Source organism: Acinetobacter sp. S40 (assembly GCF_016624705.1).
Classification (GTDB): Bacteria; Pseudomonadota; Gammaproteobacteria; order Pseudomonadales; family Moraxellaceae; genus Acinetobacter.
Genome location: NZ_JACVTU010000002.1, coordinates 165,394 through 190,629, shown reverse-complemented (window position 1 = coordinate 190,629; position 25,236 = coordinate 165,394). Strand labels below are relative to the sequence as shown.

Annotated in this window: 25 protein-coding genes; 10 read left to right on the top strand and 15 right to left on the bottom strand. The window is 38.4% G+C overall.

What is annotated here, in order from left to right:
- Positions 1-19 precede the first annotated feature (19 nt).
- Entirely contained in the window at positions 20-871 is an 852-nt protein-coding gene (locus IAE19_RS03545; protein ID WP_200459557.1) for an AAA family ATPase, read from the top strand.
- A gap of 12 nt (positions 872-883) precedes the next feature.
- Entirely contained in the window at positions 884-2,071 is a 1,188-nt protein-coding gene (locus tag IAE19_RS03540; protein WP_200459556.1) for a vWA domain-containing protein, read from the top strand.
- A 78-nt stretch (positions 2,072-2,149) separates the two neighbouring features.
- Here the strand turns inward: IAE19_RS03540 and IAE19_RS03535 are convergent, their stop codons facing one another.
- From IAE19_RS03535 to IAE19_RS03525, 3 genes are all read right to left on the bottom strand, one after another.
- Positions 2,150-2,581, bottom strand: coding sequence for a CBS domain-containing protein (locus IAE19_RS03535; protein WP_200459555.1), 432 nt, complete (start codon positions 2,579-2,581; stop codon positions 2,150-2,152).
- 165 nt (positions 2,582-2,746) lie between these two features.
- On the bottom strand, positions 2,747-3,124 hold the full coding sequence (locus IAE19_RS03530) for a DUF2750 domain-containing protein (protein ID WP_200459554.1): 378 nt from the start codon (positions 3,122-3,124) through the stop codon (positions 2,747-2,749).
- A 127-nt stretch (positions 3,125-3,251) separates the two neighbouring features.
- Positions 3,252-3,485, bottom strand: a complete 234-nt coding sequence (locus tag IAE19_RS03525) for a hypothetical protein (protein ID WP_004989307.1) — start codon at positions 3,483-3,485, stop codon at positions 3,252-3,254.
- A 231-nt stretch (positions 3,486-3,716) separates the two neighbouring features.
- Here IAE19_RS03525 and IAE19_RS03520 point away from each other — a divergent pair, with 231 nt between their 5' ends.
- Positions 3,717-4,076 (top strand): hypothetical protein, encoded by a 360-nt coding sequence (locus IAE19_RS03520; protein ID WP_200459553.1) that lies wholly within the window; start codon positions 3,717-3,719, stop codon positions 4,074-4,076.
- A 116-nt stretch (positions 4,077-4,192) separates the two neighbouring features.
- Positions 4,193-4,516, top strand: a complete 324-nt coding sequence (locus IAE19_RS03515; RefSeq protein WP_200459552.1) for a hypothetical protein — start codon at positions 4,193-4,195, stop codon at positions 4,514-4,516.
- On the opposite strand, the gene IAE19_RS03510 is transcribed toward IAE19_RS03515, so the two are convergent.
- Positions 4,440-6,005, bottom strand: coding sequence for an insulinase family protein (locus IAE19_RS03510; RefSeq protein WP_200459551.1), 1,566 nt, complete (start codon positions 6,003-6,005; stop codon positions 4,440-4,442). The two genes, IAE19_RS03515 and IAE19_RS03510, sit on opposite strands and share 77 nt — an antisense overlap.
- 10 nt (positions 6,006-6,015) lie before the next feature.
- Complete coding sequence (locus tag IAE19_RS03505; protein ID WP_200459550.1) at positions 6,016-7,413, bottom strand: M16 family metallopeptidase; 1,398 nt, start codon at positions 7,411-7,413, stop codon at positions 6,016-6,018.
- Positions 7,414-7,643: 230 nt separating this feature from the next.
- Between IAE19_RS03505 and ftsY the strand changes: the two genes are divergently transcribed.
- From ftsY to IAE19_RS03485, 4 genes are all read left to right on the top strand, one after another.
- Positions 7,644-8,777, top strand: a complete 1,134-nt coding sequence (gene ftsY / locus IAE19_RS03500; protein ID WP_200459549.1) for a signal recognition particle-docking protein FtsY — start codon at positions 7,644-7,646, stop codon at positions 8,775-8,777.
- 191 nt (positions 8,778-8,968) lie between these two features.
- Positions 8,969-9,565, top strand: coding sequence for a nitroreductase family protein (locus IAE19_RS03495; protein ID WP_200459548.1), 597 nt, complete (start codon positions 8,969-8,971; stop codon positions 9,563-9,565).
- 223 nt (positions 9,566-9,788) lie between these two features.
- On the top strand, positions 9,789-10,472 hold the full coding sequence (locus tag IAE19_RS03490) for a DUF2057 family protein (RefSeq protein WP_200459547.1): 684 nt from the start codon (positions 9,789-9,791) through the stop codon (positions 10,470-10,472).
- A 138-nt stretch (positions 10,473-10,610) separates the two neighbouring features.
- Positions 10,611-12,833 (top strand): TonB-dependent siderophore receptor, encoded by a 2,223-nt coding sequence (locus IAE19_RS03485; protein ID WP_200459546.1) that lies wholly within the window; start codon positions 10,611-10,613, stop codon positions 12,831-12,833.
- 68 nt (positions 12,834-12,901) lie between these two features.
- Here the strand turns inward: IAE19_RS03485 and IAE19_RS03480 are convergent, their stop codons facing one another.
- The 8 genes from IAE19_RS03480 to IAE19_RS03445 form a co-directional block, all read right to left on the bottom strand.
- The gene (locus tag IAE19_RS03480) at positions 12,902-13,201 is read right to left on the bottom strand and encodes a cyd operon YbgE family protein (RefSeq protein WP_200459847.1); all 300 of its coding nucleotides are present in this window, start codon (positions 13,199-13,201) and stop codon (positions 12,902-12,904) included.
- A 1-nt stretch (position 13,202) separates the two neighbouring features.
- The gene (cydX, locus tag IAE19_RS03475) at positions 13,203-13,304 is read right to left on the bottom strand and encodes a cytochrome bd-I oxidase subunit CydX (RefSeq protein ID WP_000270276.1); all 102 of its coding nucleotides are present in this window, start codon (positions 13,302-13,304) and stop codon (positions 13,203-13,205) included.
- Between the two features lie 19 nt (positions 13,305-13,323).
- Entirely contained in the window at positions 13,324-14,469 is a 1,146-nt protein-coding gene (cydB, locus tag IAE19_RS03470) for a cytochrome d ubiquinol oxidase subunit II (protein ID WP_200459545.1), read from the bottom strand.
- Positions 14,466-16,052 carry a cytochrome ubiquinol oxidase subunit I gene (locus tag IAE19_RS03465; protein WP_200459544.1) on the bottom strand — a complete coding sequence of 529 codons (1,587 nt, stop codon included), beginning with the start codon at positions 16,050-16,052 and terminating at the stop codon, positions 14,466-14,468. Before IAE19_RS03465 ends, cydB begins: the two co-directional genes overlap by 4 nt.
- On the bottom strand, positions 16,052-16,243 hold the full coding sequence (gene cydP, locus IAE19_RS03460; protein WP_200459543.1) for a cytochrome oxidase putative small subunit CydP: 192 nt from the start codon (positions 16,241-16,243) through the stop codon (positions 16,052-16,054). The genes IAE19_RS03465 and cydP overlap by 1 nt, the downstream gene beginning before the upstream one ends.
- A 391-nt stretch (positions 16,244-16,634) precedes the next feature.
- Complete coding sequence (locus IAE19_RS03455; RefSeq protein WP_200459542.1) at positions 16,635-17,246, bottom strand: OB-fold-containig protein; 612 nt, start codon at positions 17,244-17,246, stop codon at positions 16,635-16,637.
- A gap of 17 nt (positions 17,247-17,263) precedes the next feature.
- Entirely contained in the window at positions 17,264-17,572 is a 309-nt protein-coding gene (locus IAE19_RS03450) for a Rieske (2Fe-2S) protein (protein ID WP_200459541.1), read from the bottom strand.
- A 17-nt stretch (positions 17,573-17,589) separates the two neighbouring features.
- Positions 17,590-18,594 carry an adenosine kinase gene (locus tag IAE19_RS03445; protein ID WP_200459540.1) on the bottom strand — a complete coding sequence of 335 codons (1,005 nt, stop codon included), beginning with the start codon at positions 18,592-18,594 and terminating at the stop codon, positions 17,590-17,592.
- A 419-nt stretch (positions 18,595-19,013) separates the two neighbouring features.
- Between IAE19_RS03445 and IAE19_RS03440 the strand changes: the two genes are divergently transcribed.
- Together IAE19_RS03440 and IAE19_RS03435 are read left to right on the top strand one after the other, a co-directional pair.
- The gene (locus tag IAE19_RS03440) at positions 19,014-21,953 is read left to right on the top strand and encodes an insulinase family protein (RefSeq protein ID WP_200459539.1); all 2,940 of its coding nucleotides are present in this window, start codon (positions 19,014-19,016) and stop codon (positions 21,951-21,953) included.
- A 21-nt stretch (positions 21,954-21,974) separates the two neighbouring features.
- Positions 21,975-23,147 (top strand): phospholipase A, encoded by a 1,173-nt coding sequence (locus IAE19_RS03435; RefSeq protein WP_200459538.1) that lies wholly within the window; start codon positions 21,975-21,977, stop codon positions 23,145-23,147.
- Between the two features lie 91 nt (positions 23,148-23,238).
- Here IAE19_RS03435 and IAE19_RS03430 read toward each other — a convergent pair whose 3' ends face one another.
- Both IAE19_RS03430 and IAE19_RS03425 read right to left on the bottom strand, forming a co-directional pair.
- Positions 23,239-24,576 carry a TrkH family potassium uptake protein gene (locus IAE19_RS03430; RefSeq protein ID WP_200459537.1) on the bottom strand — a complete coding sequence of 446 codons (1,338 nt, stop codon included), beginning with the start codon at positions 24,574-24,576 and terminating at the stop codon, positions 23,239-23,241.
- Positions 24,557-25,228 carry a potassium channel family protein gene (locus IAE19_RS03425; protein ID WP_200459536.1) on the bottom strand — a complete coding sequence of 224 codons (672 nt, stop codon included), beginning with the start codon at positions 25,226-25,228 and terminating at the stop codon, positions 24,557-24,559. The genes IAE19_RS03430 and IAE19_RS03425 overlap by 20 nt, the downstream gene beginning before the upstream one ends.
- Positions 25,229-25,236 lie beyond the last annotated feature (8 nt).

Sequence of the window (25,236 nt, the reverse complement as noted above, 5' to 3'; positions counted from 1 at the left end):
AAAAAATAAAGGTTAAAACATGGCTGTTGATTCACAACATTTCTCTGGTACAGATCAATATATCGCAACGGATAGTTTAAAACTGGCCGTCAAGGCCGCACGTGCTTTACAAAAACCGCTGCTAGTCAAAGGCGAGCCTGGAACAGGTAAAACTTTATTGGCAGAGCAGGTGGCAGAAAGTCTGGGACTTAAGCTGATTACTTGGCATATCAAGTCCACCACCAAAGCACAGCAAGGTTTATACGAGTACGATGCTGTATCACGTTTACGTGATAGTCAGTTAGGTGATGATCGGGTTTATGATATTAAAAACTATATTAAACCTGGAAAACTATGGGAAGCTTTTACTAGTGAAGAACGCTGTGTTTTATTGATTGATGAAATTGATAAAGCAGATATTGAGTTTCCAAATGACTTGTTGCATGAATTGGATAAAATGTCATTTTATGTCTATGAAACAGGTGAAACCATTACTGCAATTCAGCGTCCGATTGTGATCATTACTTCAAATAATGAAAAGGAATTGCCTGATGCATTTTTGCGTCGTTGTTTCTTTCATTATATTGAATTTCCAGATGAAGCAACTATGCGTGAAATTATTGCGGTACATTTTCCAAATATTTCAACGACACTGGTGAGTGAAGCTTTACAGATTTTCTTCAAATTGCGTCAGGTTCCGAACCTGAAAAAACCACCCTCAACTTCTGAGCTGATTGATTGGTTAAGTTTACTTATGGCCGATGATATGCCAGAAGGGGTATTGCGCAACCATGATAAAACCAAGGCTATACCTCCCTTGTATGGCGCATTGATTAAAAATGAACAAGATGTACAACTGTTAGAACGACTCGCCTTTATGTCACGTCGTTAAGGGTGGTCGCTTATGTTTGTGCGGCTGTTTTATACTTTAAGAAAATATGGCGTCCCAGTCACAACTCGTGAATTGATCGATTTAAATCAAGCCATTGCTGAAGGATTGGCATTTGCAGATCAAGATGAGTTTTATCAACTTGCCAAGACTATTTTGGTTAAAGATGAGCGTTTTTTTGATAAATTTGATCGTGCTATCAAGGACTATTTTGAAGGCATAGAAACTTTTGATCTAGATGAGTTACTTAAACAGGTTCAGAAAATTCCGAAAGAATGGCTGGACTTGGAGCTGCTCGAAAAACATTTGACACCAGAACAAAGAGAGGCTTTGCAGAAAGCCGGTTCTTTGGAAGAACTGATGAAAATGCTGGAAGAACGTTTACGTGAACAGCATAAAAAACATCAGGGTGGCAACCGAATGATTGGTACTGGAGGCACTTCGCCTTTTGGAGCATTTGGTGACCATCCTGAAGGTGTCCGCATTGGTGGGCCAGGACGCAAACGTTCAGCAGTGAAAGTCTGGGAACAACGTAAATATCAAAATCTGGATGATGATCAGATTTTAGGAACGCGTCAGATGCAGTTGGCTTTGCGTCGCTTACGTAAGTTCGCACGTCAGGGCGCAGCAGAAGAACTGGATGTAGATGGTACGATTCGTGAAACTGCCAAACAAGGCATATTGGATGTTCAATTAGTTCCTGAGCGACGTAATCGGGTTAAGGTTCTTATGTTATTTGATGTCGGTGGTTCTATGGACTCTTACATCGCACAATGTGAAAAACTATTTAGTGCTGCCAAAACTGAATTTAAAACACTTGAGTATTTCTATTTTCATAACTGCTTATATGACTATGTTTGGAAAGATAATCACCGCAGACAGGCGAGTCGTTTGGAAACATGGGATTTATTTCATAAATATGGGCGTGATTATCGTGTGATTATCGTGGGAGATGCCAGTATGGCACCTTACGAACTTCGTTCAGTAGGTGGTTCTGTGGAGTACATGAATGATGAAGCAGGCGAGATTTGGTTACGCCGTTTACGTCAGCATTTTGATAAAACTGCATGGCTTAATCCAGAAGAAGAAAATTATTGGCAATACACACAAACGATCGGATTGATTAAACAGATCTTTGATGATCATATGTATCCGATGACTTTAAAAGGTATTGAAGACTTAACGCGATATCTCTCACGGTAAAGAGTTGAGCTGGTCAAGCTAAAAAATTTGTTAAAAGTTGATTTGAATAAAAGGCATCCTTAAACGATGCCTTTTTAATTATCCAGAAATATATTGCTGGAGTTGATCAATTAAATTCTTTTGGTCTTGCATGGCCGCTTTTACCAAGTCACCAATTGAAATTAAACCGACCAATTTATCATCTTCAACCACAGGTAAATGACGTAAATGACGATCTGTCATTAGTTGTAAGCATTCTTCAACTGTATTTGAACGGGAAATTGTTAATACTTTTGCAGTCATAATTTCATTGACAGTAGTGTCGTAAGATGAGCGCTCCATAAGGGCGACTTTACGGGTGTAATCGCGTTCAGAGAATATACCAACAACTTCTTCGTCCTGCGTAACAACCAAAGCCCCTATGCCTTTATCTGCCATGATCGAAATTGCTTCAAGTACGGTTGCATCTGGCGAAACAGTATAAATAGCTTGTTCAGCTTTATCTTGTATAACTTGAGCAACGTTTGTCATATTTTTGTCCCTCTGGCTAGTTTATCGTTTTAATTTAACTTAGCGCGATTTTATGAAAATGCAAAGTCTTTGAAAGTCTAAATGAATAATATTTTGCCACCTGTAATGGACCTTTTATATAAGATTGAGTCTTGTTCTGATCTCCAAGACCCGGTCTCATTTATCTTATGCAATGTTAAAAGAGGAGGGGGAAGCAAAGAAAAAATGGCGCATTTGCTGGGTAGATAATTTGAATTTGCGCTGATTTGAATTAAAAAGCGCAGGAGTTACTTTTAAGCGCGTCAATGTTGGCAATAAAGATTCCTGAAAATCTTTAGGTGTGATTTTTTTGGGAACATAATGGGGCCAGTGCTTTTTAGCATAACGATGCGCTTGTACACCGTTGAGCCAAAAGGGAAAAATAAAATCGTCTTGATCTGATTTTATTGCCCAGCCTTGATGATAAAGTCCCCAAAGTGCACCGCAATACATCATCGTTTTTAAAATTGAAATTTTAATTATCAAGTCTTTAGAAACAGGGTGTAACTGTGTATAAGTTTTCATGAATTTGCTGCAATTTAAACTCGTGTTTATTATAAAAAATAAATACTTAATTTCAGTGACAACTTTGCATTAAATCGTAATAAAGTTTTACTGAGGCAATAAAAAACGCCACCTAAGTGACGTTTGATTATGCTTGCATGGTGGCCATTCGTTGCCAATATTGAGCTTTCAATGAATCTCGTTCTACACGAAAGCCTTGATAGTAAAGCTCTGCCAGAAACATCGCTGCTTTACCGTGTCCTGCACGTGCTGCATCTTCAAGCTGCTTTACCGCATCCTGAAAATTCATCTGTGATTGAATTGTATTTACCGCAGATGCATACACATGCTCTAAGTCATGATGGGAAATTTGTTGAATCATATTAAAAACTCCTTATAGTTGTAATTATGATCACATCAACTCGGCTTACTTGCCTTGCAAAATTAATTTTAGCAGTTGATTGTTAAACTAATATTACAATAAGCGTGATAAGTCAAGTAATAGATGGGGTGTAATGTATGAATTACAAGCTTACATGATTAAACATTAAACAAAAATATTTTTTAGTAAAATCAATATAACAATTAAATATGACATGACAAGGAGAAGAACATGCTAACAACGATAGATGGCTTTAACTTTGAAGTTCCACCAGATGAATCCCAAATTATTGCTTTGGCACAGTATCATCGCAAACAGTTGGACGAAGCGATTTTTCATCAGGAAATTCATTTAGGTGATTATTGTCTGGCACAGCGTAAACGTGTTTATGATTTTACTCGACAACTTGATCCGCAGATAAAAGCTTGGTTTTACCGTGTTTATGATGGAGAATTATTGCGTTTGGCAGATGAAGATGATTTGCATCCAGCGGATGCAGAAACAGGGGTAAGCTATTTTGCTATTTTGATTGTTCTGGCTATTATTGCTTTCATCTTATATTTTGCATTCGTCCGTGCCTTAATGACTTAATTTTATAAGTTCTAAGTATTCTATAGCGCCTAATGGTTTTTTTATCTGGAGAATTAGGCGCTTTGACTTGTATGCAAAGCAAATGAGCCATACACTACATCTATTCGAGGTAAGGTATGCTCATATCAAAACAAAATTTTCTAAAACTTGCAAATGAATTTAAATTAGAGCGCATTTACAATATTGTAGTCGCCGTCATTATTATCACAATGTTGATATTGGCCTTTATGGCGTTACAGCGTCCTATTTCTAAGCCACAGCATCAATCTATTGTGAATTTATCGCATATGGCAAATAATCCAGAAACTCAGAAAATAGCCCAACAGCTTTTGCAGCACGACGGAATTAGTCGTGCTGAATACTTTAAATTGATGCGTGCGTATCAGTATGAAAATTCAAAGGCGCAACATTATCCTGCGATGGCGCTGGAGGATGAATAGCTTCTGGATCAATCTGTACGGGTTTTATGGGAGATAAATTATCTTTAAGATCTTGTAATAATTTTTCTTTATCTAGTTTTTCACTTGCAACAATGACGGTCAGGTTGTCTGGATGTATATGTTTTCTGATGGCTTGTTGTACATCTTGAGCTGTAAGTTTTCTAAGCTGTTCAGGATAAATAGATAAATAATCTGCGGGTAATCCATAAAATCCGATTGAACCAAGTTGTGCATTGATATTGGCATTACTACTAAAGCTCATGGGAAACGCACGCAGCATACCGCTTCTTGTTTCTTCGAGTTGTTTTCTATCAATAGGTTGTTTTACAAAATCAACTAATGTTTTATGTGCTACCTGAATACTCTCCATGAGCTGATCTTGTTTAGTCGAATAATTTAAACTGAAAATACCGTTTGTTTGGGTAAAGCTAAATGCACTGTACGCACCATAAGTATAACCACGTTTTACTCGAAGTTCTTTCATTAGCAATGAATTAAACCCTGATCCACCAAGCATTTGATTAGCAAGTTCCAGTGCAGGCTGATCTGGATCATTTCGACTGATGCCTAAATGTCCCATTGTGACATAAGCTTGGGTGGACTGATATTGAATATGCTGGATGTTAAAACCGCGTTCTGAATAGGGTTGATTAAGAGGCAGAGCGGCTCGACCTTGTGGAAGCGATTGAATAATTTTTATACTAAGGTCGCTGGCTTGTTGCGTGGTGAGTTGTCCCGTCATCGCAATATTCATATTTTGTGCAACCAATAATTGCTCACGAAACTGTTTAAGTAATGCGGGTGTAATTTTACGAATACTGGCATTAGTGCCGGTAATAGGCTGGGCATAGGGATGGGTTCCGTACAAAGTACGATAGAGTTTGATATCAATTAAACGATTAGGATTTTCTTGTAATTGGCGCTGACCAACCTGTGTATTGCTATACACCAAATTTAGACTTGACGGGGTAAATGTTGCATGATTAAGTACTTCTAGCATTAGATTGATGGCAGGCTGTATTTTCTGGGGATCAGACATCACTCTCAAACGTACAACAAACATATCCCGATACGCTTTGACACTAAACTGCGCACCAAGTTGCTCAAATGTATTGGCAATTTGAGCAGCACTATAATTCTCAGTACCTTCAGTCATTAGATTGGCAGCCATATTGGCTATGCCGAACAAACCTTTGCCTATACTTTCATCACGTGCGGATCCAGCATTGAATGTGAGTTGTAGATCGACTATAGGTAGAGCAGAGGATTCAACAAATAATGTACGCACTTGATATGCATTTTTTAAGTCGTGCACATAAGGCGCTTGATCAGTTTGTTTGGCAGGAATATTTTTGAGACCGTTAAGTTGGGTTATGGATTTTAGTTGTGAGGGATCATCCTGCTCAGGCAGGTCTTGATCTACAATATCTGCAAACACTGGGAAAGTGAGAAAGGAACTGGCTAATATAATTAATAGAGACGTTTTCATGCGGATTCCTTTATTTTCCCTGTTCTTGTTCTGGTTCTAAATATAAAGTCGTAAGGTTACTTTTAACAAAATAGGCATTAGCAACGCGCTGTATATCTTGCGGGGTAACAGTTTGGTAGTGTTCTGGCAATTCATCAACCAGTCGATAGCTTAGACCATTAACTTCAAGTAATCCGATCATATGTGCCTGACCAATAATATCGTCTTGGCTGTAAATCAAATTAGAAACAAAATTATTAGTGACACGTTCAAGTTCAATGGGTTCAACTAATTCCATTTTGAGTGCATCAATTTCTTTTTGAATCGCATCTTGTGCAGATATGAGACTTACTCCATCCGCAGGTAAAGCGGTAATAGTAAATAAACTATCACCACGGTTATACGGATCATAATTCACACTAATAGAGGTTAGCGTTTTTTTGTCACGTACTAGACGTTGTTGCAAGCGAGAAGAAATATTGCCATCAAGAAGTGCTTGAATAATGGTAAGGGCATAAGCATCTTGTGGGTTTTTAGCAGTTTTGATTGATCGAACATTCCATGCCATATAAAGATTAGGCACTTGTACAGGTAGCTCGACTTCCATATGGCGATACCCAACACGATCAAATTCAAGTACATCATTACGTTCTGGTGTCAGTTGTTTGGGAATATGAGCGAAATATTTTTGAACCTGTTTTAAGGTGGTTTCCGCATCAACGTCACCAATAATGATCAATGTGGCATGATTTGGGCTATACCATGTTTTGTACCATTTTTTCAGATCGTCCAATTGAATATTCTGTAGATTTTTCATGTACCCAATGATGGGTTGTCGTGCATGACTAGTGGGGTAAGCTAGCCATTTAAAACGCTCAAAAGCCAGTGAGCGTGGATTATCATCGGTGCGTTGTCGTCGTTCTTCCATAACGACATTCATTTCAGTTGAAAAATCGCTTTGACGTAATACCAGATTGGTCATGCGATCTGCTTCAAGCTCAAGTGCCATCGGTAAATAGGCTTTAGGATAAAGCTGGTAATAATTGGTGTAATTAGTAGAAGTCGCAGCATTGACTCGACCACCATATATTCTGCTGAGGCGAGTAAACTCATTATCTGGAACTTTGCTGGTTCCTTTAAACATCATATGTTCAAGTGCATGAGAAACGCCTAAAATGTTGCCAGATTCATCGCTACTACCTACTGAATACCAGATCTGAGCAATTGCAATAGGTGCGCGATGATCTTCACGGATAATCACTTTTAAACCATTTGCTAGTGTGGTTTCAAAGGTAGTGCGACCAAGTTGGCTTTGTGTTTCTGCATAACTAACATTGATACTTAGAAAGGATAAAAAAGAAAATAAAAAGATGAATTTAAAATCTTGAAACAACGATTTGAACACAAGCCGTCCATAAGTATTTCTCATATTTCAATCTATTTTTAAGAAAATAGCGTTTAAACTCAAGCATATCCTGTTGTGTTTTAGTGAAGATTATTTATTAGAAAAAAGCACTATTTTTTTGAAATAGGACATCTGGAAAATGACGTTTTGAATATTTAAGAGAGGTACCAAAGCAGGGTGAATAAGGTCGGGCAATGTAGTGAATCTGTGCTAAAATCTCTCTTTTTAACCCGCTGCTTTTCAAGGGAATCGGTATGCAACAGCAATCGAATATGCAAAATAAATTCTTGATTGATGCTGACATTGGGGATGACGATGTCACGTTACCAAACTTACCAGCTATCAATGTCCCAATTATTGATGAGGTTGTAAAGACCCAAGAATCCGCTTTACCTATTGCTGCTGAATCTGAAACTCCTGATATTCAGGATGCTGGTCAAAACTCTGATGAACTTCATTCTAAAGGTGGTTTCTTTAGTCGTATGAAGGACGGACTAACCAAAACACGCCGTAACTTGGCGGATGGTATGGTTAATATCTTGATTGGCGGTAAAGAGATCGATGATGAGCTTTTAGAAGAAGTTGAAGAGCAACTACTAGTTTCGGATATTGGAGTAGATGCTACCAAAACCATTATTACTAATCTAACTGAGCGAACAGCGCGCGGTGATTTAATTTATTCACATTCACTCTACAAGGCGTTACAAGAAGAATTGGTCGCCTTGCTTGCGCCACGGGTAAAGCCGTTACATATTGATCCAAATAAAACCCCTTACGTGATCCTCATGGTGGGGGTAAATGGTGTGGGTAAAACCACTACGATTGGTAAGCTGGCAAAGCGGTTACAGGGCGAAGGTAAAAAAGTTATGCTGGCAGCAGGGGATACATTCCGTGCAGCGGCAACTGAACAGTTACAAATTTGGGGTGAACGTAATAATATCGCTGTGGTGGCTCAGGGGCACGGTGCAGATAGTGCATCTGTAATTTTTGATGCCTTTGAAAGTGCGCGTGCTAAAGGTATTGACGTACTTATTGCAGATACAGCAGGTCGTTTACATAATAAAAGTAACCTGATGGAAGAGCTTAAAAAGGTAAAGCGTGTGATGCAGAAGATTGATGCAACTGCTCCACATGAAATTATGTTGGTTGTCGATGCGGGTACAGGACAAAATGCCATTAATCAGGTTCAAGAATTTGATCAGGCAGTTGGCTTAACAGGAATTACCATTACCAAACTGGACGGAACTGCCAAAGGCGGTGTGCTGTTTAATATTGCCAGTCGTAGTCATGTACCTATTCGTTTTATCGGGGTGGGTGAAAAAATTGATGATTTGCGTCCATTTTCGGCAAAATCATTTGTAGCAGCTTTATTTGAAACAGATAAATAAGCGGTTTTAAGTTTTGAAACTCCACAATATGTGGAGTTTTTTGTTCTTCATACTTTTAAAACAGCTCAATTGTTCTAAAAATAAAACAGTATGTAATAAAATTAGTAATGAATACGCCATAAGAGATGCATAGACTTATATCTATTCCAGATCACGACCTTCAGGTCAAATGCACACACAGGACATAACAAATGACATCGTTCTTAGATAAAATTAAAAATCGTCGTAGTATCTATGCAATCGGAAAAAATGTTGCATTAGAGCAAGCTGAAATTGAGCAAATCATCAAAGATGCGGTAAAACATAGCCCATCTTCATTTAACTCACAATCTTCACGTGTAGTGATCTTGTTTGGTGATTCTCATCATAAATTTTGGGAAATTGTTCGTGAAACTTTAAGAAAAATTGTTCCAGAAACTGCATTTGCTGCAACAAGTGGCAAACTTGATAGCTTCTCTGCTGGTTTTGGTACGGCATTATTTTATGAAGATCAGGCTGTTATCAAAGGCCTGCAAGAGCAATTCGCATTATATGCGGATAACTTTCCAGTTTGGTCTGAACATTCAACTGCGATTGCTCAATTTGCTGCTTGGACGGCTTTGGCAGAACATCATGTAGGCGCGTCACTTCAACACTACAATCCAATTGTTGATGATGAAGTTGCAGAAGCTTTTGAGATCCCGCATAACTGGAAACTTCGTGCCCAGTTAGTATTTGGTTCAATTGAAGCGCCAGCAGGTGACAAAGATTACATAAGCGATGATGTACGCTTCAAAACGTTTAACTAAGTTTAAATTTATTTTGTAAATAAAGAGTGCATTTATGCGCTCTTTTTTATACTTAAGTATTTCAAATGAAATGTGTAAACATAGCCTAATTTCTTTTTTATTCATTTAAATATCATTAAAAAATTGAATAACTTAGTAAAATTATTGAAATATTTGTCATAAAATTGTCACAACTGCACTGCATAGTGCTCATGATTTGAAAAATGAATAGAGAAATCCGACAATGACTTTAAAGTTCACCCTCGCAGCATTAAGTTTATGTTTAAGCAGTTCTGTTTTTGCTGCTGCCACGATTACAGCACCAGAGGAAATCGTGATACTTGCGGTTAATGACCAAGAGGTGAATTCAGGGTTATTGCGCCAAAAAGAAAATGCTTATAAAGTTGATGCGGGTGAAATAAGTATTAGTGTTCGTTATCAAGAGTTTTTTCAGCATCTGGATGGGGAGCACGATATTGTAAAATCAGGAATTGTGACCTTGAAAACACCGCCTTTAAAAGACGGGGCAAGCTATAAACTGGATTTGCTGAATGCACCTGCAAATTTTGAAGATGCAAAGAAGTATGCCGAGCAACCGACCATTGGCCTTTATAATGCTAGCCATCAGTTACTTGTACAACAAACAGGGGCAAATACAGAAGCTAAGCCTTGGTTTAACAGAGGACTTTTTGGCAAAGCTTATGATTTAACACAAAATAAATCTGCACCAGCCAATCAACCCGCGCCCGTGTATACTGCTCAAGCAGCAACGGTTAAAGAAGCAGCAGATGTTCCTTCTACAATTGTAACGACTCAGGCCGTTAGTGCTGTGAAAACTCATGATCAACAATTAGTTGAGTTATGGCAAAAATCCTCAAAAGTGGAACGTCAAAAATTTATGGCATGGTTGGCTGGACAAACCAATTAATTTGAAGAATAAGGAATAGGTTAAATACTGACCTATTCTATTTTAGAACTTATACTTATAAAATAAATCAGTATTTATAATTTGTTAAATTAATAATAATAACGATAATGAGTTTCATTTGTTTGGTGTGGGGTTGTTATGGATTTTAAAATCAGTTATTTGAGTTATACCATTCAAATACTTTTGCTCTCGGCTTCATCCATGCATTTATATGCAGCAAATGCAAGTCAGACAAATGATTCAACAGAAGAGGCACAGCAACTCCCTACCATTATAGTTAAAGCTGAAAACCAAAAAAGTGAGACAACTGAAGGGACTGGTTCCTATACAACACCGGTAACATCTGCAGCCACTGGCTTGGCACTATCATTAAAAGAAACGCCTCAAATGGTCAGTGTTTATACGCAGCAACAGATGAAGGATCAAGGACTTACCCAGCTTATGGATGTTGCATCAATTGCGGCTGGTTTAAGCGTGAGCTCATCGGGAGGGTATGGTTCAGATTCTTCACCCATTTATTCACGTGGTTTTACAATAAATAATTATCTGTTAGATGGTGTAAAACAGCTTAGCTCTTATGACAATATTTATCAAAGTCAAGATATGGCTATTTTTGACAGAGTTGAAGTCATCCGAGGGGCAAGTGGCCTCATGACAGGCGCTGGTTCACCTAGTGCAAGCATTAATCTGGTTAAAAAGAAACCTTTGCCGACGCAATATGCAAGTATAAATGTGACTGGCGGTAGTTGGGACTTTGGTCGTGTTGAAACAGATGTATCTTCACCTTTAAATGAAGATGGTTCGATTCGTGGTCGTTTAATTATGGCTGTTCAGAAAAACGATAGTTATATCAATAATCTGAGTGAGGATAGAAAAGTTATTTATGGGGTGGTTGAAGGGGATATTGGTGATAAAACCAAGCTGAGCTTTGCTTTTAATCATTCGGCAATTGACTTGGATGGTTCTTCACGAGGTGGTTTACCTGCATGGTTTTCTGATGGAACAAAAACATCATGGGCTCGTTCAGCTACAGCGGGAGCAGACTGGGCATATTCCAATCGAGAAAATACAGGGCTATATTTAGATCTTGAGCATAATTTTAACGAGAACTGGACACTAAAAAGTACACTTTCCCGAGTAATTACAGATTCAGATGAATTGATCGGTTATGTATTAGGTACGCCAAATAAAACAACGGGCAGTGGATTAAAATTGTGGGCAAGTCGTTGGGACTATAGACCGATACAGGATGTGTTTTCGACATCATTAAATGGTAAATTTGAATTATTCGGCTTAGAGCATCAAGCAGTTCTAGGCACAACGTTGGCCCAAAATAAAAATGATAAAAGACAGGCCTATAGCTGGAATACTACAAGTGACCCTAATTGGAATACTACTGTAAACAATATCTATGAATGGAATGGTACACAAATCTCACGTCCTGATTTAGTAGCTACAGGCTGGTATTCACAAGAAGTCAAAGATTACTCTGCTTACGCTGCTTTTAAATTTCAACTACATAAAAAGCTTTCTTTACTTACAGGGGCACGTGTAGAGGATTGGAAAACTGATAATATTGATTATAGTTATGCAGACTCAACGACAACCAGAGATAAGCGACATGAAACAGGTGAAGTAACTCCATATGTGGGATTGGTTTTCGACATTAATGATTATTGGTCAATCTATTCAAGTTATACGACAATTTTTCAGCCACAAAACTATAAAAACATAAATAACCAAATGCTGGATCCTCTAGAAGGCAAAAGTACAGAAATTGGTTTAAAAGGTGCTTTTTATGACAATATGCTAAATATTGCAGCTGCGGTATATAAAACCAAACAGGATAATGTCGCATCGGCTTTATATGATGAAAATGGGGATCCACTAACAAATTCAAATGGTGAAACTCTTTATGAAGCTTTAAGTGGTACAGAAAGTAAAGGGATAGAATTTGAGGTAAGTGGTCAAATACTACCAGAATGGCAGGTTTCTACCAGTTTTTCACGGAATATATCGCGTGATAGTGATGATCAGAGGATTAATACAGACGTACCTCAAACCACAGCCAGAATTTTTACTACGTATGTTTTACCTTATTTGGATAAATCATTGCAAATAGGGGGTGGAGTACGTTGGCAAAGTGAAATATATAAACTTGATTCTGGACCAAATAAAGTTAAGCTCGACCAAGGTTCATATGCTTTAGTGGATCTTATGGCACGTTATAAATTTAATCAAAATCTAAGTGGTAATTTAAATATTGCTAATTTATTCGATAAAAATTATTACACTACTATAGGTAATAGCTACTATGGAACTCCAAGAAGTTTTCGATTAGGGCTAACTTATACTTGGTAATATCAGCAATATATCTTGATAGCTATAAAAAACCTCCGAATTTCGGAGGTTTTTTATTTAATAAGTGGCTATTTAACAAACCACAAATAGTAACCAATTAACATGAATGGCCATGCGATATATGGACTAAATAACCATTTCCATAACCAGAATTGAGGAATATATCCGACTCCATGAATAAAGCCGCCAGAGATTCCTAACATGACCAGCATAAGTACACTATGATTATAATGACCATTCGCATCAAGCATCATGGCAGGGTGAACTAACAAAACAGCCGCAAGTGGCAACGCCAACAAAAATGAAACTGCCATCGCAAATGTTTGCGCTTTACTTCTCTTTGCTGTTGTCATTGCTTCTGCCATGATGTTATTCCTCATCCAGATTTTGATGGTGCTCAATATAAAGAGCGCTTAGAACACCTGCAAAACAAGCCATTAATATTCCAAGAATCCATGCGAAATACCACATATTTATTCTCCTCGTCACCTTAGTACAAACTATGTGAATTAGCTTGAATGTCTTTACTCGTAATAACGCCCCACATTTTATAGTAGCACCAGCATGTATAACTTAATATGATTGGCACAAAAATACATGCAGCAACCGTCATAACCCCTAGTGTTTTATGGCTTGAAACGGCATCCCACATCGTGAGGCTAGAAACAGGATTGATACTAGATGGCATTAAGAACGGGAATAATGCGAAACCAGCAGTAAGAATTGTTCCAACAACGGCTAAAGCAGAACCCATAAAACTAAAACCAGCTTTATTTTTACCAGATGCAAATAGAGCAATTAGACCACCGAGAATACCTAAAATAGGGGCAATCATAGTAATTGGGTATTGGCTATAGTTGTTTAGCCAGCCATGGTTACCATGGGTAATTACTTCTTTTGCTAGAGGGTTTGCTACGCCATTGGTATTGAATGGTTGCACAAGCGTATAACCTTCAATATTACCCAAATATAGCCATGCGCCAGCTGCAATAAAACAGACTAAATATACAAGCGCCATAATTTGTGTTGCTTTTGCTGCACGACGATGCAAATCCCCATCTGTACGGAGCATTAACCATGCGCCCCCGTGTGCGCACAGCATGGTGACGCTGACTAAACCACAGACTACAGAAAATGGATTAAGCAGCGCAAAGAAACTACCATCATAGTGAGAACGAACTGTTTCATCCAGACTAAAAGGTACACCCACTAGCATATTACCGAATGCTACACCAAATACGAGAGCTGGAACAAAACTACCAATACATAGACCCCAGTCCCATGATTTACGCCATTTGGTATTTTCAAGTTTTGAGCGATAATCAAAACCGACAGGTCTTAAAAATAGACCAAACAAGACCAACAATAAAGCCCAGTACATTCCAGAGAAGGCAACTGCGTATACCATTGGCCATGCGGCAAAAATTGCACCACCTGCGGTAATTAACCAGACTTGATTACCATCCCAATGTGGAGCAATCGTATTGATTGCTACACGACGTTCGTTATCGGTTTTACCAACGAAAGGCATGAGTATCATGGCACCCATATCAAAACCGTCAGTTAGGGCAAGTCCAATCAAGAGTACTCCGACCAGGACCCACCAGATAATTTTTAGGAGTTCATATTCGATCATGATTGAGCCTCCCCAGCCACCATATTCGAGTTTTCTTGTTGTTCAAAATGGTATTTACCAGTATGAAGTGAGCTTGGACCCAAACGTGCGAACTTGATCATTAAGTACATTTCAATAATGAGTAGTACTGTATAAAACGCTGCAAGTGCGATAATTGAACCCCAAACATCTCCTGTACTTAAGCTTGAAGCAGATAAATGGGTTGGTAAGACCTCACCAATCGTCCATGGTTGACGTCCACCTTCTGCAACATACCAACCAGTTTGGGCTGCAATCCACGGCAAAGGTAAAGCAAATAATGCAAACTTAAGTAACCATGGTTTCTCTTCAGCATTACGTTTAGCCACAGACCATGCTGCCAAAATAAATAGCAGTAGCATAAGGAAACCACAAGCGACCATGATACGGAAAGTAAAGAACAGCGCAGTGACATTAGGAATACTGTCTTTTACAGCGGACTGAATGTTTGACTCAGTTGCATCTGTGACATTGTCTGTATATTTTTTCAATAACAAACCATAGCCCAAATCTTTTTGATTTTCTTTAAATGAATTGAGCAGTTCTGGAGATCTATCACCAGCGCGAAGTTTTTCAAGTTCACTATAGGCGACCATACCATTACGAATGCGCAGTTCATGTTCTTTCATCAAGTCGGTAATACCTGTGACTTGCTTGTCAGTTGAACGTGTTGCAATTAAGCCCAGTGCATAAGGGATTTTAATGGCATAGTCAGTTCGCATTTCTTGCTGATTTGGAATACCAAATAAAGTGAAACTTGCAGGGGCTGGCTGAGTTTCCCATTCCGACTCAATAGCGGCAAGTTTCGCTTTTTGAACATCGCCTAGCTCGTAACCTGATTCATCACCTAGTAAGATAACAGACAGGGTCGATGCCAAACCGAAAACTGCTGCGATTGCAAAGGAACGACGTGCAAATGGTAGATCACGTTTTTTCAATAAGTAGTAACTAGAAATGGCCAATACGAAAATTGCACCAGTGACGTAACCTGCAGAAACAGTATGTACGAATTTGACTTGAGCGACAGGATTAAAAATCAATGCAGCAAAATCGGTGAGTTCCATACGCATGGTTTCATAGTTAAATGCAGCACCAACGGGGTTTTGCATCCAACCATTTGCGACCAAAATCCACAAGGCTGACATGTTCGAACCAATGGCTACTAACCAAGTTACACCCAAATGCTGTACTTTAGATAGACGATCCCATCCAAAAAAGAATAAACCAATAAAAGTTGATTCTAAGAAGAAAGCCATTAAGCCTTCAATTGCGAGTGGCGCACCAAAAATGTCTCCCACATAATGCGAGTAGTAAGCCCAATTTGTACCGAACTGGAACTCCATGGTTAGGCCAGTTGTTACACCTAAAGCAAAGTTGATACCGAAAAGTTTTCCCCAGAATTTGGTCATGTCTTTATAAATTTCTTTACCTGAAATGACGTACGTCGTTTCCATAATGGCAAGTAGAAAAGCCAGACCTAAAGTCAGTGGAACAAAAATGAAGTGATACATTGCGGTCATAGCGAACTGGAACCGCGAAAGATCGACCACGCTTTCAGAAATCATCAACGTGTCTCCTTGATTTGGGAATTTGTGCCAGCAATATGCTCGGCAACTTGATTGTCAAAATCTTTGGGAATAGTAGGGGCATCAAACCAGATGTGTTTGATTGTTAGTAAAAGAACAATCTTAATTATTAATATGATTGTAATTTCTTTAACTAAGCGTCGATTAAAATCTTTTTTCACCAAGCTCATATATACAAGCCTATTGGACTGAATAATACATATTATTCATGACATCATTAAAAAAATAAACAATAAAAACAATTAAAATAAAAATATATTATTAAATTAATTAAAATCAATGGTTTGAATTAAAAATTTTACTCTTAATAAAATAATATAAAGTATATTAAAACACTTGTATTTAAGTAAAAATAAACCAGACTAAAACAGTTGTATTTAAAGTTGTAAAACCAACTAAAATGCTAATAATTAAGTTTTAGACGAATTTAAATAACCTACAAAAAAGCTCGGATTATAGTGATATCATGTTTTGGTAGATAAAATTTTAATTTTATAATTTACTCTTTGGGTTTGAATTATCCTATGTGAGCTTTTCTTGTTGATCAAAATATATACATGATTATTGTTGTGGTGTAAATAAGTGATTTGATACGGCAATTTTTTTGGCAATGTAATGTGTTTGTTTGAAACGGATAAGAATAACTTGCGAGCGAAATTCTAATTCGCCAAATTCTGGTTCAACTTGAACATAATGAATTTGACCAAATTCGTCCCGGATGCGAGCTTGTGCAGAAAAACCTGGGCGTGCATTTCCGCTAGAGATTGTTGCGAGTCGACCCAACAGGCTAGTATGATGATGCTCAAGTTGTGGTTTAATTACTTGATCTAGACAGTGAATCATGAATACAGTGAAAAATATGGCAATAATAAAAGCAGGTAGGATCAGGTAGAAGGGGGAAACAAAACTATGCTGTCTGGCAAAAAAAGCAAGCTGCAAAAAATAACCGGCAAAACTGAAATTAATCAGTAAAAAAACTAAAATAAGAACTTTTGAAAATTTGACATTCAGCAGTGGTGAATAGACCAGCCAGTTTGGAGAAATCTTTCGGATCAAATTGCTTGGACGGATACCTATATAAATGCCGATAGTTTCTGCCATACTTAACAGAATTAAAGCAACCACACTTAAATGAAAAGGCATCAAGTCATAGTTGAAAAAAAATTCTGGCATGGCAAAAACCTGAGAAATTATTCTGTTAAGTAAATTCCACCATCTGAATGTACCTGAATTTCAACTTTCGTCAAAAATTCACCTAAACACGGTCCAGAAATACATTCACCAGTTTCTACATTGAACAGCGCGCCATGAGTTGAGCATTGAATAAATTCCTGATCTTGATCCAGAAATTGATTTTCTAGAAACTCAAGTTCAACTTGCAGATGGGGACAGATATTTTGGTAAGCAAAAAATCCGCCATCGCGCTGAGTAATAAAAATGGTATCTCCGCGAGAAATCTCATAAGAACGCGCTTCACGTTCAGGGATATCCTCGGTCATGCAAATCTTTTCCATGTTTAAGCACATTCAGTCTGGAAATTCTTGAGCAGTTTAGCATAGTTTTCAATATCTAAACGTGGGCCATATTGAGCAACAACTTCACTTGAAACAAGAATTGCAAGTTGAGTTGCATCTTCGAGAGACTTATTTTGGTTTAGAGCGTACAAGAAAGCTCCTGCAAAGGCATCACCAGCACCGTTAGCATCTACAGCCGTCACTCGACGTCCACCTAAATGAAAATGTGTATTCGCCGAATATACAGAAGCCCCATTGGCGCTTTGTGTAATGACAATGGTATGATTTTTTAATTTCAATTTGGCAAAGGCTTGATCAATCGTTTGAGTTTCTGTGTACATTATTGCTTCTTGTTCATTACAAAATAACAAATCCACACCGTCATCAATCAACTCGTCTAAACCGTCACGCGCATATTGAACCATGGCAGGATCTGAAAGTGATAACGCAATTTTTACACCATTTTCACGAGCAATTTGGCGCGCTTGTTTCACTGCTAAACGAGCAGATGGGCTAGTAGATAGATATCCTTCAATATAAAGCCATTTGGCATTTTTTAATGGCTCGTAATCTACCTGATCGGCAGAAAGTTCAGTGGTGATACCTAAATAGGTATGCATGGTACGCTCAGTATCAGGACTAATAAGCACCATACAGGTACCTGTAACGCCATCAGTTTTTGATTTTTCTGAAGTGAGAATATCGGCATCATTCAAACCATCAAGATAGATTTGACCCAATTCATCGTTTCCAACACGACAAGCATAAAATGCAGAACCACCTAAAGCACTAAAAGCTACAGTTGTATTGGCTGCTGAGCCACCACTGGCTTGACCTTTATAATCCTGAGAATCCAATAAAGTTTGATATAATGCGGTTTGAGTGGAACCATCAGTTAACTGCATGGTGCCTTTTTGCAAGCCTTGCTGGGCTAAAAAATCATCAGATATTTTAAATTCCTGATCAATAAGCGCATTACCAATTGCAAAAAGCTCTACAGTTGCCATGATTGTATTCACACGTAAAAAATCAAAGCACTCAGTTTACACGATTGTTCAGTTTTGCTGTAGTTCGATGAATAAATTTCATCAGTTTGCTGATAAAAAGCTAATTTATTCACCTTGATTTGATCAACTCATTCAAACTTAATACCGATTCTCGGGAAGCGGTTCAGTTCTACCTAAATGGTTGATACTTTTTTGTGGATAGGCACAGAAATTATTGAAAAGATATTTTGAATTATTAAATATGGGTTCAATTATTCATTGGAAATTTGAGATAAATTTTGAATTTGGATGATCTGGTTTGAGTAAGCACAAAAATATACTAAAACAAAGGGATTGTGTCGGATTAAAACTACCAAATTGGTTTGATACTAAGGCTATAATGGAACCAAGTTAACGAAGAGAAATTTATAGGAGATCACATGACGGTAGATGTCACTGAAACCATTAATCAAACTGTACATCCTGCGTTTCAGTTGGTACGTCAACACCATGTTGAAGCTTTAGATATTCTAGTCTCTGAATATACGCATAAAGTGACGGGCGCTGTTCATTATCATCTAGCTACTTCACACGATGAAAATGTTTTTTTAGTGGCATTTCGCACACAGCCCATGGACTCAAAAGGCACGGCACATATTCTTGAGCATACTGCATTATGTGGCTCGGAGAAGTTTCCTGTACGCGATCCCTTTTTTCTAATGATCCGCCGTTCACTCAATACCTTTATGAATGCATTTACTGCAGCAGACTGGACGGCATATCCTTTTGCGACACAAAATAAAAAAGATTTCCAGAATCTATTGTCTGTTTATCTCGATGCAGCGTTTGCCGCAAATTTGAATCCTCTGGATTTTGCACAAGAAGGTATTCGCATTGAGCTTGAAAATGGCGAACCTGTGTATAAAGGTGTGGTGTTCAATGAAATGAAAGGGGCCATGAGCGCACCTTCAGATCAGCTTTATCATCAACTTGCTTATCATTTATTTCCAGAAACGACTTACCACTATAATTCTGGTGGTGATCCGAAAGATATTCCAAACCTTAGTTACGAGCAATTGGTTGAATTTTATAAAACGCATTATCATCCGAGTAATGCCGTGTTTATGACTTTTGGTAATCAAAGTGCTTATGAGTTACAAGAGCAGTTTGAAAAATTGGCTTTGGCTCAATTTGAAAAAGGTACTACACTTTATTCAACGCCTGAAAGACGTTTGGCTGCGCCTATTGAAGTCACTGAAACTTATGCGGTGGATAGCGAAGATTTAGCCGATAAAACCTATCATGTTCTGGCATGGTTATTACCTCAGGCTAGTGAGATTAAATTGCGTTTAGGTATGCGTCTGGTTGAGGGTATTTTACTGGAAAATTCTGCTTCTCCGCTGCGCCATTATTTGGAAACTTGTGGTTATGCTCAATCTACAGGTCCACTGATGGGTGTAGATGACTCTAATTTTGAAATGACGTTCTATTGTGGTGTTCAGGGTTCAAATGCTGAAAATGCGGAAGAATTTAAACAGGGCGTTCTTAAAGTTCTACAGGATGTTGCATCTAAACCGATTGATCAGGCACAAGTCGATGCAATTTTGCATCAGATTGAATTGCATCAACGTGAAATCAATGGTGATGGTATGCCGTATGGTTTGAGCCTAATTCTAAATGGTTTAAGTAGTGCGATTCACCACAATGATCCTGTTCATGTCTGGGATGTAGATACTGCGATTGATCAGGTGAAGGAAGAGCTGAAAGATCCGATGTGGTTGTCAAATCTAATTCAGACTTATCTTCTGGATAATTCACATCGTGTACAAATGACGCTGATTCCAGATGCAGAAAAGTCACTAAAAGAACAAGCAGAAGAAAAAGCGCGTTTGGCTCAAATTGGTGAACATTTAACACAAGCTGATCGTGTCGAAATTGAGGCTAATACTGAGGCATTGAAGCAACGTCAGGATACACCTGATGATTTAGATTTATTGCCTAAAGTTGGACTGGAAGATGTGCCAGCAGATTTGCACATTGTACAAGGACAACTCCGCGAGATTATTTCAAATCGCCATGATTATCCATTGAATTTATATCATGCGGGAACCAATGGCATTTACTATCAGCAGGTTTTAATTGAAATTCCTGACGAAGTCGTACATTCCCCTTATTTTAATTTATTGTCTATTTTAATGGGGGAAGTTGGTGCTGGGGAATATGACTATTTGACTTTACAGCAGTTGCAAACCGCAGTAAGTGGCGGTTTGGGAATGGGTGCTTCCTTACGAAGCAAGGTTGATGATAAAGGCAAAATTAGTGCATGGCTGACATTAACTACGAAATCTTTAAATGAAAAATTTGATGCCATTGGCTTATTAAAGTTAGCCTTTGAAAAGCTTCGTTTTGATGAGAAAGACCGCATCGTTGAGTTACTTCAACAACGTAAAACGCGTTGGCAGTCTCGTCTATCTGGTTCTGGTCATAGCTATGCGATGCAAGTTGCATCGCGGAACATGAGTGCGTTGGCACAACGCGACTATCACAATACGGGTTTGGGCGCTTTAAATTGGCTGAATGATCTGGTTGATGATATTGAAAAAAATGAAGATGCTTATAATCAATTGATTGCTGAATTAAAAGCGATTCATTTGAAGCTGCTACAGGCACCAAAACAGTTCTTGCTGGTGTGTGAAGAGCAGCTTTCTGAACAGTTGCTTGAAGAAATTCAAACTGTCTGGGACAAAGTTGAAATTGATAGCAATATCCCTAATCTTCAAAATATCGATTACCAGCCAAATGATCAGGATGAAGCATGGTTGATTCAGGCCAATGTCCAGTTCTGTGCATCAGCTTATCCAGCCGTTGACGTTTCAGATCCTGATGCAGCACCACTTATGGTTTTGGCGGCATATCTGCGTAACGGTTATTTGCATAGCGCTATTCGTGAAAAAGGTGGAGCTTACGGTGGTGGTGCAAGTTATGATGGCAATGCATGTTCATTCCGTTTTTATAGCTATCGCGATCCGCGTTTGGCAGAAACCTTTAAGGACTTTGATGCGAGTGTGGAATGGCTTTTGCATACTCAGCAGCAACCTCACCAACTTGAAGAAGCAATTTTGGGTCTGGTAGCGAGTATGGATAAACCAGGCTCACCTGCAGGGGAAGCGATTACTGCGTGTTATGCGCTGTTGCATGCACGTACGCCAGCATTTAGGAAAACCTTGCGCACAAGGTTGTTAAATGTGACTCTGGATGATTTGCAACGCGTTGCAAAACAATATTTAATTAACCAGAAGCCTACAAAAGCAGTAGTTGCTCCGTTTGCAAAACGACAGGAACTTGAACAGCTTGGTTTCCAAATTAAGCAAGTGAATTAAAACAAAAAACTGGAGAACTTTATGTCGTTCAAATCTTTTGAACGAGCACCATTAAAACTGAGTATGTTGAGCATGCTCAGTTGTATGGGTGTATCCGCAGCAAATGCTGAAATATCAACAAATGATACTGCTATTGCCAAAACTACAGTAGTTGCATCTGCTAGCCCTGCAAGTGCTAAAGCTTGTGTTGCATTGGATTCTAATGCAGACCGGTTAGCCTGTTACGATGCACTTTTTAAAGTGCCAGTGGATACGACAAATGCGATTGCGGCACAAGCTGCTGCGCCAGCCGAATCTGAACAGGCTAAAGCGCAACCTACCTCTTTGAAAGAAAAGGTGGGTAATTTATTTGCTCTGGAAGCTGATCCGCTTGATCCGAATGTTTCTTTGTTGGATAAACGTTGGGAATTATCTGAGAAAGCAAAGCTTGGAACATGGAATATTCGTGCCTTTAAGCCTGTATATTTGCTGCCTGTATTTTGGACAACCAAGAAAAATGAATTTCCTTCTAGTCCAAATCCCAATAACACGGTTGATGAAGATCAAAATTTAAAGTCATTGGAATCCAAGTTTCAATTGTCTTTAAAAACCAAAGCTTGGGAAAATATCATCGGTAACAATGGTGATTTATGGTTAGGTTACACTCAGTCTTCACGCTGGCAGGTTTATAATGGTGAAGAATCTCGACCTTTTCGAGAAACTAACTATGAACCAGAAGCAAGTTTGATGTTTCGCACCAATTATAAAGTCTTTGGTCTGGATGGGCGTCTGCTTGGTGTGACATTGAACCACCAGTCCAATGGTCGTTCAGATCCATTATCACGTAGCTGGAACCGTGTGATTTTTAATGTAGGATTTGAAAAAGATAATTTTGCCTTAATGTTACGACCTTGGATTCGTATTCAGGAAGATAGCAAAAATGACAACAATCCGGATATTGAAGATTATGTCGGACGTGGTGATTTAACAGCATTTTATAAATGGAATGATCATGATTTTTCTCTAATGTTACGTCATTCTTTGAAAGATGGAGATGATTCGCATGGAGCCGCTCAGTTTGACTGGACATTTCCCATTAGTGGAAAGTTACGTGGACATTTTCAGGTCTTTGATGGTTATGGTGAAAGTCTGATTGATTATAATCACAGAGCAACTTATTTTGGTTTGGGTATTTCCTTGATGGACTGGTATTGAGGCCAGAAAATTATATGTTTATCCGTATTTAATAAAATGCCCAACAAGTTTGTTGGGCATTTTATATTCGCGGGTTTCAATATTTAGCAAATTAACCAATTTGAATATCTGCACTCGGGTGCTTAAGCCGACTTTTCTTGGGTGTTGCAATTAGATAAGCCAATGTCAGTGGCCCTAAACGACCAGCAAACATCAGTAAACTGAGTACAAATAGACTGCCATTATGTAATTCGCCTGTTATGCCACGTGATAAACCCACTGTGCATGCAGCAGACACCACTTCAAAAAATAAATCTAAAAAGTTTTTATGGGGTTCTAAAACTAAAATAGTCATGAGTCCAATAAAAACCAAGCTTAACGTAATGATCACAACTGCAAGCGCTTTAAATGTACTTTCATAAGAAATGGAATGGTTAAATACCCGAATTTCATCATTACGGCGTAAAAAAGAAACGACACTCAGAACCAAAATAAAGAAAGTACCTACTTTAATACCGCCTGCTGTACTGAGAGAACCACCACCAATAAACATGAGAACCATGGTGAGTAAAGTTGAGCTATTCATTAAAGATGCGGTATCAATGGTGTTAAAACCAGAAGAACGCGGGACAGTTGCTTGAAACCATGCATTGATGGCCTGTTCCCCCAATGTCATTTGATTAAGCGTTAAAGGATTATTTGCTTCCATTAACCAAATCAATAAAAAACCACTCACATTTAAAATGGCAATCGTGGATAAGACCACTTTGCTGTTTGTACTTAGCTTTTTCCAACGTTTATTTTGCTTAATATCCATAAGTACCAAAAAACCGATACCGCCTAATATATAAAGAAAACTAATAGCAAGACAGGCAAAGTAATGGCTTTGAAAACTTATTAAACTATCCGGGAATAGGGAAAATCCTGCGTTGTTAAAGGCTGAGACACTATAAAAAAATGCATAATACAACGCATGAGTAAATCCGAATTCTGATGTCCAGATCATTGTTAGAATCACTATTCCAGTTATTTCAAAGAATAGGGAATAAAAAAATACGGACTGTGCAATAGTGGTGACTTTAGAAAGACTGGTTTGGCCCAGAGAATCCTGTGCCATCATTTGTTGTTTAAGCCCCAACTGAGGAGCTAGGCTTAGTGCTGCCAGTATCGCAAAGGTCATAAAACCCAAACCGCCACACTGAATCAAAAAGAGTAGGATAAGTTGTCCAGTTGTGGTGAGAGACTGACCAACATTAACTACTGACAGGCCCGTGATCGTTACAGCAGAAGTTGCGGTAAAAAGTGCATCCATCCAGCTCAAATGACCATTATTGGCCACTGGTAATTTAAGTAAAAGCGTTCCCGCAATAATAAAACTTAAGAATCCCAATGCTAAAAGAGAAGGAGGGCTTAAGTTAAATGTTTTATTTTTAAATTTTTGTTTCATCATGACTTAAAAATCGTTTTGAAAGTTTTTTGAGTGGTTCAAGATGACCTTCTACAATCAAAATATCTTTTGACTGAACTGTATAAGCCGGATCTGGATCATAAATAATATCTTTCCCGCGTTGTAATAAAATTGTTCTAACATGTTGGGTCGCATCGATTAGACCTAATAAATGCACCCCATTTAAATGTTTGGGGATTTCAATCTTGACAATGAAATGATCATCATTGAGTGCCATATAACGACTGACCATTGGGTAGTTCAATGCTTGGGCGACACGTACTCCCATATCTTCTTCTGGATGAATAATTTTATCGACATGCAGATGGGATAAAATCATATGGTGTGCTTTCGTTTTCGCTTTGACCCAAATTTTAGGCACACCTAGATTTTTTAGATGGAGTACGCACAAGATACTGGCTTCAATATCTTCACCAATGGCAACCACAACCGCTGCACAATTTTTAATATTCAGTTCTTCAAGCACATGTTCATCACTGGCATCTGCAATAACCGCGTGAGTCAATTGATCGCTGACATCCTCAACATTGCGCTTGATGGTATCTATACCAATGACATCATGCTTTAACTGAGCGAGCTGTATGGCGACAGTCGCACCAAAACTTCCTAAACCGATGACAGCAAATTGGGCCATATTCAACC